Annotated in this window: 14 protein-coding genes; 11 read left to right on the top strand and 3 right to left on the bottom strand. The window is 53.7% G+C overall.

What is annotated here, in order from left to right:
- Positions 1–689: 689 nt before the first annotated feature.
- From G6R38_RS10535 to G6R38_RS10525, 3 genes are all read right to left on the bottom strand, one after another.
- Positions 690–1,028 (bottom strand): DUF971 domain-containing protein, encoded by a 339-nt coding sequence (locus G6R38_RS10535; RefSeq protein ID WP_166824323.1) that lies wholly within the window; start codon positions 1,026–1,028, stop codon positions 690–692.
- 111 nt (positions 1,029–1,139) lie between these two features.
- A complete protein-coding gene (locus G6R38_RS10530; RefSeq protein ID WP_166824222.1) occupies positions 1,140–1,301 on the bottom strand; it encodes a hypothetical protein in 162 nt (53 codons plus the stop codon).
- Positions 1,298–2,986: a sodium-dependent transporter gene (locus G6R38_RS10525; protein ID WP_166824320.1), complete on the bottom strand. Its 1,689-nt coding sequence runs from the start codon at positions 2,984–2,986 to the stop codon at positions 1,298–1,300. Before G6R38_RS10525 ends, G6R38_RS10530 begins: the two co-directional genes overlap by 4 nt.
- Positions 2,987–3,239: 253 nt before the next feature.
- Between G6R38_RS10525 and G6R38_RS10520 the strand changes: the two genes are divergently transcribed.
- From G6R38_RS10520 to G6R38_RS10470, 11 genes are all read left to right on the top strand, one after another.
- Entirely contained in the window at positions 3,240–3,857 is a 618-nt protein-coding gene (locus G6R38_RS10520; RefSeq protein WP_166824317.1) for a helix-turn-helix transcriptional regulator, read from the top strand.
- Between the two features lie 131 nt (positions 3,858–3,988).
- A complete protein-coding gene (locus tag G6R38_RS10515; protein ID WP_166824314.1) occupies positions 3,989–4,582 on the top strand; it encodes an NADH-quinone oxidoreductase subunit B in 594 nt (197 codons plus the stop codon).
- A gap of 39 nt (positions 4,583–4,621) precedes the next feature.
- Positions 4,622–5,446 (top strand): Fe-S cluster assembly ATPase SufC, encoded by an 825-nt coding sequence (sufC, locus tag G6R38_RS10510; protein ID WP_166824311.1) that lies wholly within the window; start codon positions 4,622–4,624, stop codon positions 5,444–5,446.
- Between the two features lie 199 nt (positions 5,447–5,645).
- Positions 5,646–7,073, top strand: a complete 1,428-nt coding sequence (sufB, locus tag G6R38_RS10505) for a Fe-S cluster assembly protein SufB (RefSeq protein ID WP_166824308.1) — start codon at positions 5,646–5,648, stop codon at positions 7,071–7,073.
- A gap of 378 nt (positions 7,074–7,451) precedes the next feature.
- The gene (gene sufD, locus G6R38_RS10500) at positions 7,452–8,837 is read left to right on the top strand and encodes a Fe-S cluster assembly protein SufD (RefSeq protein WP_166824305.1); all 1,386 of its coding nucleotides are present in this window, start codon (positions 7,452–7,454) and stop codon (positions 8,835–8,837) included.
- A 59-nt stretch (positions 8,838–8,896) separates the two neighbouring features.
- Entirely contained in the window at positions 8,897–9,208 is a 312-nt protein-coding gene (locus G6R38_RS10495; protein WP_166824302.1) for a non-heme iron oxygenase ferredoxin subunit, read from the top strand.
- 74 nt (positions 9,209–9,282) lie between these two features.
- Positions 9,283–9,582: a metal-sulfur cluster assembly factor gene (locus tag G6R38_RS10490; protein WP_166824299.1), complete on the top strand. Its 300-nt coding sequence runs from the start codon at positions 9,283–9,285 to the stop codon at positions 9,580–9,582.
- A 426-nt stretch (positions 9,583–10,008) separates the two neighbouring features.
- Positions 10,009–11,067, top strand: a complete 1,059-nt coding sequence (locus G6R38_RS10485) for a DUF3500 domain-containing protein (RefSeq protein ID WP_166824297.1) — start codon at positions 10,009–10,011, stop codon at positions 11,065–11,067.
- A gap of 391 nt (positions 11,068–11,458) precedes the next feature.
- A complete protein-coding gene (locus G6R38_RS10480) occupies positions 11,459–12,385 on the top strand; it encodes a sugar phosphate isomerase/epimerase family protein (protein ID WP_166824294.1) in 927 nt (308 codons plus the stop codon).
- An 18-nt stretch (positions 12,386–12,403) separates the two neighbouring features.
- Positions 12,404–13,111 (top strand): PTS sugar transporter subunit IIA, encoded by a 708-nt coding sequence (locus G6R38_RS10475; protein ID WP_166824291.1) that lies wholly within the window; start codon positions 12,404–12,406, stop codon positions 13,109–13,111.
- Between the two features lie 397 nt (positions 13,112–13,508).
- Complete coding sequence (locus G6R38_RS10470; RefSeq protein WP_166824288.1) at positions 13,509–16,562, top strand: alkaline phosphatase family protein; 3,054 nt, start codon at positions 13,509–13,511, stop codon at positions 16,560–16,562.
- Positions 16,563–16,569: the final 7 nt, after the last annotated feature.

Here is a 16,569-nt window from a genome sequence, read left to right as displayed (position 1 = left end):
ATATTTCGAGCGACTTTCCCTCTTCACCAAATTCAGACCCCGAGAATCCCCCGAGGTCATCCTGACACACTTCAATTCAGGCAACCTATGCGAATCTTATGCCAAAACCCGGACAGCTTGATGGCAACCACCAGACAGGTGGCTACTATCGGGCGGTCCGAATCGCCGCAATCGTTTCACCAGAATCAAATCAGTCAATGGACCAATTTCGATTTCGGCCAATCTGTCAAGATAGCTAAAGGCCGACGTGGGGAGTTAATGCAAAGATTGCGGAAATCCGGCAAGAGAGCGGGATTATTCGGGATCTACCGGCTGATCAAATCTCTCTAAAGATTGACAAACCACCAGCAAAACCAGCACAAGAGGGGAAAGAGAAGGAAGAGTAATGCCGCCGTAATCCATGTGGATTGGCGACCATCTGGCCAGCGTCCCATGAGATTCAATTTCCAAAATTCACAACAACTTGATGAAAATTGCGTCACTCAGCGGCAAGACGAAGCATGAGTGTTGCATTTTGAGCGCATCATTTTGCTTCACTTCGTCCAAAACTGCCGCACTTGTTGTGGGATTAACCACTTTGTTTCTGAAACAAGTTTTTAACCTGGACTCTTTGAGGAACATCTCGACGAATAGTCGCAATTCCGCGAATTCGGCCAGATCGACATCCATGAGACTCGCATACTCGGTGGTTAATCTCGCTTGGTCGCTTCTTCACCGAGTGCGTAGAGGTAGTCAAGTGTGTAGATGCCGGTGTTATGACCATCACTAAAAGAGATGTGATAGGCATAGTTTCCCGACGGCTGCATCGCAACAGGACGGATCGGCTGGGTCTCTTCGGGCTTCAAAATCGTCAGAACCGGTTTTTCCGGCGGCGGTTTGACACGTTCCGCCCGACAGGTCGCGCAGGGACAGGCCCTCCGCAGGGTTTCCCATCGCAGGCGATGAGTTGCACCATCCGCCCAGGTCAACACGAGGGTATCCCCATCGTTCTTTAGCGACTTTGGTGGTGCAGGCGTGTCCGCAGCCATGATACATACCGTTTTCAAATGTACTGTTTGAAGCGAACGTCGCCATCGTGCCTGGCTCATGCCGGTGTTGGCCGAGAATCAATGCGTTCCGGCCGAAACATCGACTCCGCTCTAGTCTTCGTAGTCCGTGTCTTTTGTATCGATTTCGAGCGGTCCGCGAATATCTTGCATTTCAACAGGTGGCAACGTCAAGACTCGGTACAGGCAAAAGCTGACCAACGTTAACACGGACCCAACCGACAAGATCATGACCGCTAGTGCACCAAAACTCATGTGTCCGTCTCCTCATTATTGACAGTTGTCGCCGTTTTCGGGGCTCCATCGGGTTCCGGATCGTAATTCAACCGCCCTTCACGTTCCCATCGACGCCCCGCGATTCGAATTAGCATCAGCAAGAAGCCAATGATGACCAAAATGAACAAGACCGAAGCCAAAGCGGCTGGCGTATTGCTGATTTTCTCAAGGTAACCCGGTGCGTTGTTGAAGCAAAACGCGATGAAGATCACCAGCAGATAACACGGGACGACATACTTCAACATGTACTGAACAAAAACGGGGATGCGAATATTCGCCCCTTTGTGGGCTTCGTCTTCCCCTTTCATAATTCCCATTGCCCAACCGTAGAGGATCGCTTGGACCAACGCCAACACGAAAATCATGACGCTGCCCACCCAGAAATCCATCGTGTCCAGCGCGACAAGCCCCTCCGAGAGATACAGTGTGATACCGCAACCAATTGCGGCAAGTAGCCCTAGGAAAGCCGCTGAGTCTCGCCGACGGAGGTTGAACCCTTCCTCAAGGAAGGCGATCACTGGCTGAAGCATCGAGACGCTACTTGTCACCGCAGCAATGAACAGCATGAAGAACCATAAGAACCCAAAAACCTTCCCGCCGGCCATTTGAGCAAAAACGTTCGGCAAGGCCACAAAACCCAGCCCGAATGTTCCCTGTTCGCCGACCGCCGGGCCAAGAAAGATAAATGCGGCTGGTAGGGTGATCAATCCGCCAAGACAGACCTCGAAGAATTCGTTCATGCTACTGGACGTCAAGCCACTGAGAACGACATCGTCGCTTTCACGTAAGTAGCTGGCGTAGTTAATGATAATTCCAAAACCAACGGAAAGACTAAAGAAGATCTGCCCGGACGCCGCCAACCACGTTTTGGGGTCTTTCAGGGCCTCTCCTTTCGGACTCCACATGAAATTCAATCCACCGAGGACCGACTGATCTGGCTTGGTCGGGTCGGGAGTTCCCAACGTGAGAACACGAACCAAAACAATCAGCGCCAGCACGATCATCACAGGCATGGCGACTTTACAGAACGATTCGATTCCCTTGGTGACACCGCGATAAATCAGCATGAAATTGAATGCGAACACGCCAACCAAAATCAGCAGCCAATTTCGTCGTCCTGGCGAGAGCAGTGCGCCATTCGCTTCCGCACCGACAAAGTAATTGAAGAACGACTCAAAAGCCTTTGACAAGGCTTCTTGGTCAGATATCGGTGTCTCGGCCGCTTGTTTGGCCTGAGCAGCAAGTGTATCGATCGCGCCGCCGGAGCCTGCGACAAGATCGCCCGTCAGATAACGGATCGCGTACCCAAGACACCACGCCTCGATTAACACGTAGTACATGTAGATGACTAGAGGCAGCAACAACGCGATCGCACCGAAGTACTTGGACCAACGGTTTCGCCAGATGGTCGAATAGATCCCCGGTGCGGAGTTGAACCCGTTCAGCCCGCCGTACCGTCCCATGGTCCATTCCGCCCAACAAAGGGGAATCCCTAGGACCAAAAGGGAGATGAAGTATGGCAGCATAAATGCACCGCCACCATTTTGAGCCGCTTGGCCGGGAAATCGCAGAAAGTTCCCCAACCCGACAGCGGATCCGGCGACTGCCAGAATCACCCCGATTCGGGAACCCCATTGCTCCTTCGACTTCGGTTGCTCGCTCACGGATACCGTCCTTTACTCCAAATGCTGATCAGGGAAGAGTTTCGAGAGCCTGGGCAGTGTAACAATCTTTCTGTCTAGGAGAAACTCATCGATAAAATCAACGGCGTGGGACGCGTCGCTCAGCGATTCGTAGGCAATCCGGTTATTTTTCGCATTTTTCGTTGTTAAAATTGCTTCAGCTGTCTAGAATCCCGTCAGAGAGATTGGTGAATGGAAACCACATCGGCCAACATGCACCACATGAAAAACCAACATGCAATATCGACTTGAATCCCAAGACCAAGAATTCCTTCAGCGATTGAATCAAATCGGTGGCGGGACCATTCAAGAGTTGTGTGTTGAGTTCGGTGTGACTGCAACAGCCGTTCGGCAACGCCTGACCCGTTTGGAAGGTCAGCAGTTAGTTGAGCGAGTTGTCGTGCGTGAAGGGCGAGGGCGTCCTGCCCATCGATATTGTGTCACGGAAATCGGTCAGCGGGAGTTGGGAGACAACTACGCGGACTTGGCACAAATCCTGTGGCGGGAACTTATGGAGATCGAGGACATCGAGGTTCGCGGCCGTGTTTTGGCCCGAATTACTGACGCTTTGGTCGAGCGATTCCGTTCGGTATCGTCCGGGAAGACGTTGGGCGAGAAGTTCGAGCGGCTCAAGGATGCGTTGTCGGATCGAGGGTTTCAGGTCGAGTTGGATCACACAGGTGACCTGCCGATCCTGCGGGAAAATCACTGTCCCTATCTCGATCTGGCCCAAGCGGACGACTCGATCTGTGAATTGGAAAAAGAGGTGTTTCGCCGTGTCCTTGGAACGGACGTTCGTCTGACACAGTGTTGCCTCGATGGACATTCCTGTTGTGAATTTGAACCGGCCTAAGCGGTCCAATTGATGAGGCCCGTGGTCTTCCATCGTCGGGCGTGTTGCATCCGAGAGATGGTCCTCGTAAAGTGCTTTTTCAATTTGGGTTGAGAATTTCGTTCCTCAGGTTTGCTTAGGCGGATAGATCGATGACTTGGATCGAAGGACGATTTGAAGAAAACGTTGGTCTGACCACGTTGGAACAAGCCATGAACTGGGCACAGGAGTCCAGCGTTTGGCCAATGACCTTCGGGTTGGCGTGTTGTGCTATCGAGATGATGGCCACAGGAGCCAGCCGATACGATTTAGACCGCTTCGGCGCCGGTGCCTTTCGAGCAACACCGCGTCAAGCTGACCTGATGATCGTCGCTGGCACTGTGACGTTCAAAATGGCCAGCCGAGTGCGTCGGCTTTACGAACAAATGCCCGATCCCAAATACGTGATCGCAATGGGAGCGTGCACCGTCGGTGGTGGCCCGTACTTCAAGCACGGCTACCATGTGGTGAAAGGTGTCGACTTGGTGGTCCCGGTCGATGTGTATGTGCCTGGATGCCCTCCACGGCCGGAGGCTTTGCTCGAAGGCATCATGCGAATTCAGGATAAAATTAAGACGCGACGGATTGGTAAACAGCAAGGAACCGCCGGTTTCGGCAAACAGGGTGACAAGGTGGCTGATGCCACAATCGTACCGCATCACCGAGGCCAAGTTGCCGTGCCGCACGTCGCAACCTTGGACGTTTGAAATAGTTGAATACGTGCGATTTGAACAGGGAATTTTGGTGTGACTAGTATTCTGTCCGTGAAAGACCTCCACGTCTCGGTTGGCGAAACGCCGATTTTGAAGGGCGTGAACATCGAGATCAAGCAAGGCGAGGTGCACGCTTTGATGGGGCCAAACGGTTCCGGAAAAAGCACATTGGCTTACGCACTCGCCGGACACCCGAAATATCAGATCACCAGTGGTGAAGTGACCGTCGATGGAACGAACATCGTCGAACTCGATGCCACCGAACGGGCGCGAATTGGTCTATTCCTCGCGTTCCAGTATCCGACCACAATTCCCGGCGTCAAAGTCGCCGACTTCCTTCGACACGCGATCACGAATGTCCGTTCTCCGGAGCGAAAAGAAGGTGAGAACCTGATCGGCATGCGTGAGTTCCGTAAAGAACTTCGTTCGCGAATGGAAGAACTCGGCATGCCGTTGGATTTCGCTCGGCGGTACGTCAACGAAGGTTTCTCCGGCGGTGAAAAGAAACGCATGGAGATCCTGCAACTGGCAATGCTCAAACCGAAGTTTGCTTTCCTCGACGAAACCGACTCCGGGCTCGATACCGACGCGGTAAACGTCGTGAGTGAAGGAGTTCAGCGGTTGTCCAAAGAAAACGGCATGGGTTCGCTGATCATCACTCACCACGATCGGCTTCTACAATACAACGTCCCAGACTTCACACATGTCATGCTTGCAGGGCGGATTGTCGAATGTCAGTCCGGACCAGACCTCGCCCATGAGTTGCATAGCAATGGATATGTGAAAGTCCGAGAACGTCACCCCGAAGCGGCAGCCGAACAAGAGGCGGCTGAAGAGCAAGTCACGGCGGGCGCCTAGTGCAATTCATGGTTTGGTATCCTTGTATCCAACTTGTGACGACACGTCTGCCACTCATTGGTTGTGTGTTGACAATCGTAGTTCGATGCCAAAGCACGATTTTGCAACTCAAATCATCCCCGCTAGGCTAGAACGCTGCGTCAAAGCCTTTGCTAGTTGAATTTAACTCGCGGACCCTAGTGAGCCGCAGGAGATTATAATGTCGACCGAAGTCAACCAACCCGTGAATCCGGAAGCGTCCGCTGCGATCGGCGACTATCAATACGGCTTTCACGACCCAACAGATAAGTACGTCTTCACAAGTCGCAAAGGCTTGGATCGCGAAATCGTCGCTCAGATTTCAGAAATGAAGAACGAGCCGGCATGGATGCGAGACATGCGTTTCGACGCTCTTGAAACATTCTTCCAAAAGCCGATGCCGAACTGGGGTGGCAAGCTTTCGGAACTCGATTTCCAAGACATCTACTACTTTGTTCGAGCATCCGATCGGCAAGGCAAGAGCTGGGACGATGTTCCAGACGACATCCGCAAAACCTATGATCGGCTTGGTATTCCCGAGGCGGAAAAGAAATACCTAGCCGGTGTGAAAGCTCAGTATGAGTCCGAAGTGGTCTACGGATCGCTTCAAGAAGATCTCGAAAAGCAGGGTGTGATCTTTACAGACACCGACTCTGCATTGCGTGATCACGAAGACTTGTTGCGGGAATACTATGGCACCGTCATTCCTCCACATGACAACAAATTCGCTGCATTGAATTCAGCGGTTTGGAGTGGTGGATCGTTCATCTATGTGCCGCCGGGCGTCCACATCGACTTCCCGCTGCAAGCTTATTTCCGCATCAACAGCGAGAACATGGGGCAGTTCGAACGAACCCTCATCATTGTCGATGAAGGTGCCTCGGTGCACTATGTTGAAGGCTGTACGGCTCCGACTTACAGCAGCGAAAGTCTACACTCGGCGGTTGTGGAAATCGTCGTGAAGAAGAACGCTCGGTGTCGTTACACGACCATCCAGAACTGGTCTGATAACGTCTACAACCTCGTCACCAAACGGGCGATGGCCTATGGCGATTCGTTGATGGAATGGGTCGACGGCAACCTCGGCTCGCGATTGACGATGAAATATCCTGCCATCTACTTGATGGAACCCGGTGCTCGTGGTGAAACGCTCTCCATCGCTTTTGCTGGTGAAGGACAACACCAAGACGCTGGTGCCAAGATGGTGCACTGTGCTCCAAATACGAGTAGCCGAATCATCTCAAAAAGTATTAGTCGAGCGGGCGGACGGAGCTCCTATCGCGGCTTGGTGAAAGTGCAAAACGACGCTAAGCATTGTAAGAGCAACGTTGTCTGTGATGCATTGATTCTGGATAGCGTCAGTCGAAGCGACACATACCCGTACATCGAAGTCGATGAGGACGATGTCGCAATTGAGCACGAAGCGTCTGTGTCGAAGATTGCCGAAGAACAACTCTTCTATCTGATGAGTCGCGGACTCTCGGAAGCAGAAGCATCGAGCATGATCGTCACCGGCTTCATCGAGCCGCTTGTGAAAGAATTGCCGATGGAATATGCCGTCGAAATGAACCGATTGATCGAACTTCAAATGGAAGGTTCAATTGGGTAGTCGGTTGCTAGGATGTTCAATCGAGTTGGTGCGTTCGATCGACACCAACTCGAAAAGAACACACGATTGGCGTCGTATCCCTAGCATTCGAACTTCGTGGTCAACGAGTCTACAGAAACGTACGCGACTAAGTTCGAACACGGTTCGTAACTGCATCTTAGTTTGATGCCAGCTTGCGAGTCGGTATAGCTGGCAGTCGACAAATGCTAGTTCGATCAAGAAAACGACGATAGACAATAACTGCTAATTGGTGTTCCGCTGACGAATGCTGATCGCGACACCACGGCGGAATTCCGCCCCGAAAAGCTCTAACGAACCGGCAAGCCATAACATACCAGCCGGTCTGTTCGCAAACTCAGATCAAACCCTCGCAATCCTATGACTTCCGCGACCGCAACAGCACAACTTCCATCGACGTTCGACGAGAAAGCACTCGAAGAGTTCTTGGATTCCCGTGACGAACCCGCTTGGTTGACCGCCCAACGACGAGCAGCGTTCGCGGTCTTCCAAGAGAAATCTGCCGCTCCTTTGGATCCGGAAGAGTTCAAGCGGGTCAATCTTCGAACTTTTCGCCCTGAACAATTCTCGCTGGGCACCGCCGCCGCGGCGACAGACCATCTCGGCGGTATGATGCAAGACCGAACCGATTTTGCCGGTCGGATCGTGCACGTTGACGGACATTGCGGCGACGTCTCTCTCGAGAGTGAACTCGAAGCAAAAGGCGTTTTGTTCGGTAACCTAGCCGATATGGTTCGAGACCACGCGGAGTTGATCAAGCCTCACCTGATGACCAAGGCCGTTCAACCGGAAACGGACCGGTTTTCTGCTTGGCACGCCGCCTTTTGGACGGGCGGAACCTTCCTCTATGTGCCTCGCAACGTTGAGGTCAACATTCCGTTGTATAGCTTGATCGCTCTTTCAAACGCGAACTGTGCCGATCTCAGCCACACTCTGATCATTCTCGAAGACGGTGCCCAAGCTACGTTGCTCGAAGAGACAGCCTCCGCTGATCCCGACGCTCCCGGCTTGCACGTAGGAGCCGTCGAACTGCTGATCGGAAAGGGAGCCCGATTGCGTTACACCCAGCTTCAAAACTGGAACGAGAAATCCTACCACCTTGCACATCAATGCGGGCGAGTCGCTGGCGACGGTTTCTTGCAATGGACGGTCGGTGGATTGGGATCGAAAGTGGCTCATATCCATCAGGATGTGCACCTCGATGGACGCGGAGCTGAAGCGGAAGTGAATGGGGTCACGTTCTCGACGCATCGCCAGACCTTGTCCTACTACACGAAACAAGCACATAACGCGGCCAACACACGAAGTGATCTCCTGTATCGGGAAGTCTTGCGAGATCGTTCGCGAGTCGCGTGGCGAGGAATGATTCGGGTCGAGCCGGACGCTCAGCAGACCGACGGCTACCAACGTAGTGATGCCCTTCTCATGAGTGACGACGCTCGAAGCGACGCCATTCCTGGCTTGGAAATCGAAGCCGACGACGTTCGTTGTACACACGCCGCTACGGCCGGCCGCGTCGACGAGGAAGAATTGTTCTATTGCCGGTCGCGAGGCCTCTCCGAGTACGAAGCGATGCACATGATTGTGGAAGGCTTCTTCCACGAGGTTTACGATCGCATCCCAGTCGAATTGGTTACGAACCGCGAAGACATCGAAGAACAAGGCGCCTTTGAACAAGAGCCAATCGGGTTGGTGCGGGCGGTATTGAGTCAGGCCGTCGAGCAGAAGCTCGGTATCGGCGACTAACCGGTCTGTGATGGGCGTTTATTGAGATTTTATTTCGACGTAGGGCAGGCGAAATTGCGATGACAATTGAGTGGAACCAAGTAGCAACTCCTGACGAAATTGCTCCGGGAAACCGGAAGTCGCTCGTCGTCGATGACCTTCCGGCATTGCTAATCCGAGTGGGTGACGACTACTTTTGCATCGAAGATACCTGCACTCACGACGGCGGTGAGATGACCGACGGGCCCGTGCAAGACAAAGAGATTGTTTGCCCGCGACACGGCGCACGTTTCAGTCTCGAAACCGGTGCTGCCCTATGCATGCCCGCCACCGAGCCCATTCGTACATTCGAGGTGGACATTCGCGACGACGGTATTTACGTTGGCTTTTGATGCGTGAATCGTTGCGAACCTAACCGCTCTCGCAGACTTTGCTTTTAACCTTCATAGTGGCAGAAGGAAACACCATGGCTGAAGAATCTCAATTGGTGGAAGCCTTGAAACAGGTGATCGATCCAGAATTGATGATCAATATTGTCGATCTGGGTCTGGTCTACGATATCTCCCAAGAGGAACGTCAGGTTGATGTCCAAATGACTTTGACCAGTCCAGCGTGTCCAGCCGGTCCGCAAATCATGCAGCAGGCGAAGATGGCATTGGAACGGTTGGAGGATGTCGACGAAGCGAAAATCCAACTGGTGATGTCACCGCCGTGGACCCAAGAACGCATGACGGATGACGCCCGAGACCAACTCGGCATCTTCTAAATCGTACCGACGCCAGCCTCCTTTGATCGTCCCGATCGTCATAGCGACTGTGAAGGCGTAATGACGAACAGGCCCCCCGTCTTTTCCGCTTCTCGCGTATTGAACGTTGTTTCAGTAGAACGACGTGCGTATCGCTAAGTGGCAGGAATTCCAACCCGCACAAGTTGTGTCGTAACTTCCATCAGACACAACATCTTCGGTTTATTCGACCAAATCCATAAAATCCGCGGAACCGACCGACTTACATTTGCCTTTTTGGCTTTGTTCGGCGCATACTGTAGCCGTGCTTTGCTGCATCCGGAAGGCACGTGCGACTGACTCAACCTCAAAGCGAGTCAGTTTTCATGTCCTGTTCGACGTGTTGTCAAATTGCCCCTGAAATTCGTTCTCGGACCATCAATTTTAGTCTGAAGAGAGGAACTGGCGATGACTTCAGAAACTCCGCGTGTGAACATTGAAACCCCTCGAACGGAGGATGTCTCCCGACGGCGATTTGTCCAAACCGTTGGTGCGGGAATCGGGGCAGCCGGGGTGTCACGCCTGAGCTTCGCGAACGAAAAACCGGCTGGAAAAACGCCAGCGAAGGAACCGAAGTCGGAGCAGTTGGTTCGAAAACTCTATGACAGCCTCGACGAGCGACAACGGAAACAAATCGCGTTTCCTTGGGATCACAAGAAAGACGGTGTTCCCCATCGGCTTCATGTGCGGGCCAATTGGCAGATCACCAAGCCAAAGGTCAACAGCGATTTCTTTACCGCTGATCAGCAAGACATGATCGAAGCCATTTTCTGGGGGCTCTACAATCCCGAATGGCATCCGCAAATCAAGAAGCAGCTTCGAGATGATGCGGGGGGATATGGTAAAAGCCAATCCATCGCACTCTTCGGTGAACCCGACAGCGGTAAATTTGAATTCGTGATGACCGGTCGTCACCTCACCATCCGGTGTGATGGCGACTCGACCGATCATTTCGCATTCGGCGGCCCTATCTTCTACGGACACGCCGCACAAAGTTTTACCGAAAAGCCGGATCATCCAGGCAACGTATTCTGGCCTCAAGCATTGCAGGCAAACAAGCTCTACGAAATGCTCGAAGACGGCAAACAACGTAAACAAGCGTTAGTAAAAACTTCGCCGTCCGAAGATGATGTTCATTTCGAAGGTGCGAAAGGTGACTTCGACGGAATTGCGATTCGCGATCTGTCATCCGATCAGAAAGAGCATGTTCAAAAGGTCTTGAAGACACTCATCGAGCCCTATCGGAACTCGGATCAAACGGAAGTCATGAAGTGTTTGAAGGCCCAAGGCGGACTTGATGAATGTCATATTGCGTTCTACGAGTCCGATGACGTTGGAGAGGACGAAGTTTGGGACACGTGGCGACTGGAAGGTCCATCGTTCGTCTGGCATTTCCGTGGCGACCCACACGTTCACGTTTGGGTGAATGTGGCAGACGATCCTTCCACCAAAGTCTCGACTGGTTGATTCAACTCACATCTCTGGCAATCGAGCGACGTTGCGGAGCGTCGCTCGACGTCTTTCTGTTGCTTGCATGTTTTGGCGCCCGAAAGCTGGCGTCGGTAATTCCGTTCTGAATTGTCGACGAAACTCTTGATATCCGAATGCCATACAACTTTGGAAATCCAAGAATTGTCTTGCCGCTTTCGACGTTTCGGATGCTCTGCTCTAACACACACTACCGCGCCGTCCGTTGTACGGACTGGCGGCGGATTCTGACTTCCCCTCCCGTGTAGATCGATGATCGCCACGCACGGTTTTGAATAGATGTGATGTGAGGAAAAACGTGTTCAGCAAATTTCTATCGCGATGCAAGTCGTCGCGTCGATCAGCGGAGAAACCCGCGCAGGATGATTCCATGATTGACGACGATCCTGAACCTCCACCGGCAAAGCCGTCGAAGAGTTCGTTGGTTGCGAAATTATTTTCCGGTCGATCTTCGGCGGAAAATCGTCTTGAGAAGACACCTGATCTCAAGCTTTCGGTGAACCAAATTACGACGTACCGCTGGTTGTTCGAGGACGACATCGCAGGTTATCGTCATGCGGGAATTGATGGGATTGGGTTGTGGTACCCGAAACTCGTCGAGTTCGGTGAAGATCGAGCGGTCGATCTGTTGGCGGAATCCGGGTTGTCGGTTTCCAGCGTTTCTTGGGTTGGAGGTTTCACCGGGCGGAATGGCTATGCATTTGACGACGCCATTCGAGAAGCCAAAGAGACGATCCGCACCGCTGCACGAATTAACGCCGAATCGGTGATTGTGATGAGCGGCTCGCGAGCCGGTCATACCGCGAACCACGCTCGTCGACTCTTGATCCAAGGGCTCGACGAACTCGCGGGGTTTGCGTGCGAATATGGCGTGCGGTTGGCCGTTCAACCGATGATGCGACTCTACGCTCGCGATTGGACATTCCTCGCGACGCTTGATGAAACACTCGCCGTTTTGGATGAGTGCCAATTCGCCAACGTTGGGATGGTGTTCGATGCGTACCATCTTTGGCAAGAAGATCGGTTACTCGAACGCATTCCTGAGATCGCCCCGCGAGTTTCACTGCTTCAGCTCAGCGATTGGCACCGAGAGCCACAATCGCAATACGATCAAGCGCTGATTGGCGACGGCCAAATTCCGCTTGATGAGATTCTGCAAGCCTTTGTCGAAGCCGGGTATCAACGGCATTGTGAAGTGTCGGTCTGGTCGGAAGAACTGTGGAAATCCGACTACGAGGAGTTATTGTCGCAGTGTCGCTCACGGTTTGATAACCTAGTCGCAGCTCCGGTTTCGTAGTTTTCACGCAGGCGACTCATGACGACCTCCAACGACCCGTATTCACTGGATGATTTGTCGAAGGAACTGGGACGCGACCGGAGAGAGGTGGAAAAGGCCGCTAGCCGAGGACGCATCCCAGGACGCAAAGTGGGCGGTGAGTGGCAGTTCCACCCTTCCGAAATTCGACAGTGGCTCGAACAGGCGATGCGGGCATTCTCGGATGACGAGCTCATTGCGTTGGAACGGTCGCAAAAATCCGTGGAGATCAACTCCGATTTACCGATCTCCAAACTGCTTACACCAGAGACAATTGCAGTCCCCTTGGAAGGCCGAACCAAACGGTCAATCTTGGAATCGTTGGTTGAAGTCGCTGGTCGGACTTGGCATGTCTGGGAGCCTGCGACGGTCTTGGAAGCAGTTCAAGCTCGTGAGGATACGCTTTCGACCGCGTATGAGTCCGGCGTTGCGGTGCCACACCCGCGAAATCCCTTGCCGCATGTCCTGGGTGACTCGGTCATCGCTTTTGGTCGAACGTCGCGTGGAATCCCTTTCGGTGCCCCAAACGGGTCACTGAGTGATCTCTTCTTTCTTATCCTCTGTCGCGACACTCGCTCCCATCTCCAGGTCCTCGCGCGGCTTGGCCGTATGTTGCAGCAGCCGGCATTCATCGAAGGACTGCGGACCGCTGAGTCCGCCGACGAGGTCTACGGTATCATCTGCGAGACGGAAGAAAAGCTAACCTGAAGCCGCACTACGCCTCGGTTTTGCTCGCGGTCGATGACGTACCTCATATGGAAGATACGTGTTGAGCATCGACTACAGAATCTAGGGCGGTCAGGCAGAACTGAGATAACACATCGTTGCTACACAAGCGGACAGATTCCCCCAGCTTGCCAAGTCTCCGTTGTTTCCATGAAGTTGAGCAAGATTCGCTCATCCGCACGAAAAACATCAACATTGAGCACGATTGTTCCGATTGGAACGAAGATGTCCCGCGCCGGCTCCGACAGTGTCGCCGCGCTCGGTCAATCGCTTCGGAACCTGCTGGTGTTAGTCAATTTTGTTGCGATACCTCTACACCATCTTTCAGCTCGCCTTCATTCTGGCGTTTGCATGTCATTCGGTTGACGCAAACGAGCAGATGACGTCACGCGCCGCCAAACTGGTTCACGCGGTGCCCGCGGCCGCAGGTTGGGTTCCAACTGAGATCGTCGTGCAGGCCGGCCAGGCAATTACGGTGACTGCGACTGGTTCCATCACCGTTGATCCGGGCTCCGAGGTGTGTCTCGATCCGGCCGGAACCTTTCTCCATACCGACGAAATTATCGGTCGACAATTTCCGCTTCCTGCCGCTGGAGCAGGACCGGCCCCGTGCTTCAGTCTGATTGGACGCATCGGCAACCAACCGCCTTTCTTCATCGGTCGAGGGAAAAGTTGGATCGCCAGTCACACTGGACCGCTGTGGTTGGCTGTGAACGATTTTCATCACGCCGACAACACGGGTGAGTTCGTAGCCAGGATCGAATCAGGCGTTTTGCGACCGATGTCCGCAGAGAATGTCATCGACCAAAACATGGATTTGCGTCTCGCGAGAGCCAATCTGAATGCCATGCCTGGCGGTGCCATTCCGAATGCTCAGGTCGTTGTGTTCTATATGGACGGTCTTCGACCAGACGTCATCCGCGAAATGGCTGCGATGGGGCATATTCCGAACATCAATGAGTTGTTCGTCTCTGGCGGCACGTGGATGAGCAACGCATTTACCGCGTTTCCGTCCGACACCATTACGTCCAATGCGACGATGTGGACGGGTTGTTTCTCCGACCGACATGGCGTGAAAGGGCAAGTGCGATTCAGTCGGCGATTGTTGCACTCCGATTCCTATTTGGACCCGCTCGGGCCGCACCGTTCGTCGACCACGCTCTCACCGGTCGGTTGGCCGAAGCTGACTCAGAAACTCCACGAGAAGACGGTCGGCCTGGTAAGTGGTGATGAGGCGGAACGGGTTTATCGGGAGTCCCGTGTCACCAACGTCCCGCCCCTCTATGAACACCTACGACGAGTGGGAAAAGACTGGGCCACCGGTGTGCTGCCGATGATGACGGACACGCCGCCGTTGTTGTGGAGTCGGTCATTGGTGCGTCATATGTGCTACTTTCACACCCATGAGGCATGGAAGTACATCGACGAAGCCAACACGCACTACACGCAATTCCGGCTGCTCGATCGAGAACATCCGGTGACTGTCGTTTGGCTGCCCGAGACAGACTCCGTAAGTCACAAAAAAATCCGAGGACAATTCGGGCTCACACGCCGAACGATTGCCGAAGCCGACCGGTTAATCGGCCAAGTGGTGCACCAATTGCGTGAGCAGAACCGATTGAGCCGCACCTATTTCATGCTGATCAGCGATCACGGGCACCATGGTGGACGGCATCAACACTTGACTCATTTCGATTTGGCAAATGAGTTCTTTTTTGCACCGCGAGAAATCTCCAAGGATGGCCGTTGGAGCGGTGGCGGAATGGGACTATCTGTTCGACAACATCGGTTCTCCAACCGGCATCCTGGGGATCGTGGGCAGGAGTTCGTTTTCATCGATGGCGATTTTGACGGGGCGGCACGTGTCTTTCTGCCAGCCGCACATTACCAATCTGGCCAATGGATGCCGCGATCCAAACCCGCTCATTTGCTGAGTTATCGTATCGCAGACCATCTGCCACCGGTCAATTTGGTCGAAACGCTCACATCCATTGAAACCACGCAGCCGAGCACCGGTCATCGAGCATCGCCAATCGACTTGGTCATGATGAAGCTGACGGATTGTTCGATCTTAATTTCCACTCGAGACCGTGGGAAAGCGGTGATCGAGCGGACGCAAACCAATGACGGACGCTGGCACTACCGGTATTCGGTGGTCGACAATGTCCAGCCGTTGAGTAGCGGCGAGGTGGCTTGGCGTGCGGTTCCAAATCCACAAGTTGACCCCTTAGGGCTCTTGAAGTTTCATCGTGCCGAGACATTGAGCAAGTTCCACGACGAACGGACCTGGCTCCATCTCACATTGCCGACAGATTACCCGGATAGCGTTGTCACCTTGACCCGACATCTTCTTTGGCAGGCGAACCTGCGGGAACGCGAACGTGAATACGCCCCTGATCTGGTCGTGACCGCGCGACCGGGCTGGTACTTTGGAACGTCCGCATCTCCGGGCACCATGCATGGTCACCCATTGGCTGATGCCATGCGAGCCACGTTGTTTATGTCCGGCCCCACGATCCGGCGTGGAACGCGAATTGACGTACCGTGTCGATTGGCGGACCTGACACCGACACTTCTTGAACTGACTCAAACACCGTACAACGCGAGTGAACTCGAGGGGTCGGCTCTGCGGCTGATTTACGACGGTTCTTTGCCGCCCGAGATTCTTTCGGAGCATGAACCAGGAACCGTCCGTTTGAGTTCGGCCGAGAGTCTTCCGCCGTTGCCGGTCGCTCCGCCGCCGGAACCGCTCGATGATCAAACTTCGCGCCTGCAGGCCACTCCCATCCGGCGTGCGGTCCAACTTCGTCCGGTGTATTGGCATGATGTCGACCTACAAGCTTGGCATCCGCTGGCGTATCGTGCGAATCCCCCGTATCGGTATCTGCCGAAATCCATCAACAAACCTGATAGTCCGTTTGACCTCAATAACATCGGTCGGAATCTGGTGACTGTCACCGACATCAACATCGTGCGTTTGGCGGACGATGTGGCGAGTCCGTTAACGGGCGGTGGCCAGCCAATGCTACGACGTTTGGAACGCCACGATCTCTGGGTCCGTTGGAAGGCAAACTGTTTTCTCAGCGGAACGGCCCGCGCGTTGGATGTTTCCAACGTAGGCCTCGGCGATTACACCATCACGGCCCTGGGGAACCTGTCACGAATCGATCGAGGAATCGACGAACTGCAAGTCGGTGCATCCCGTCTCAACCGTAAGGCTGCCGGTGTCTTCGGTCGAGAATCACTTCCGGGACTGAAACTCGTCAACGGCACGATTGACGCCGCCCAGTGTGTATTCCGTGAGACGTATCGATTCGCGCAGCTGGTACTGATCAAGTTGATTGACGAGACAGCACTCAACGTGGTCGAGGATGGCATCGATCATGCGATCAATTCCTTCCATCGTGTGCCGTCGGAAGTGGCTGTCCCGTAAACGGGTC

The organism is Thalassoroseus pseudoceratinae (assembly GCF_011634775.1).
Taxonomy (GTDB): domain Bacteria; phylum Planctomycetota; class Planctomycetia; order Planctomycetales; family Planctomycetaceae; genus Thalassoroseus; species Thalassoroseus pseudoceratinae.
The sequence above is the reverse complement of the archived record's forward strand: the minus strand, read 5'-3'. Positions and strand labels throughout refer to the sequence as shown.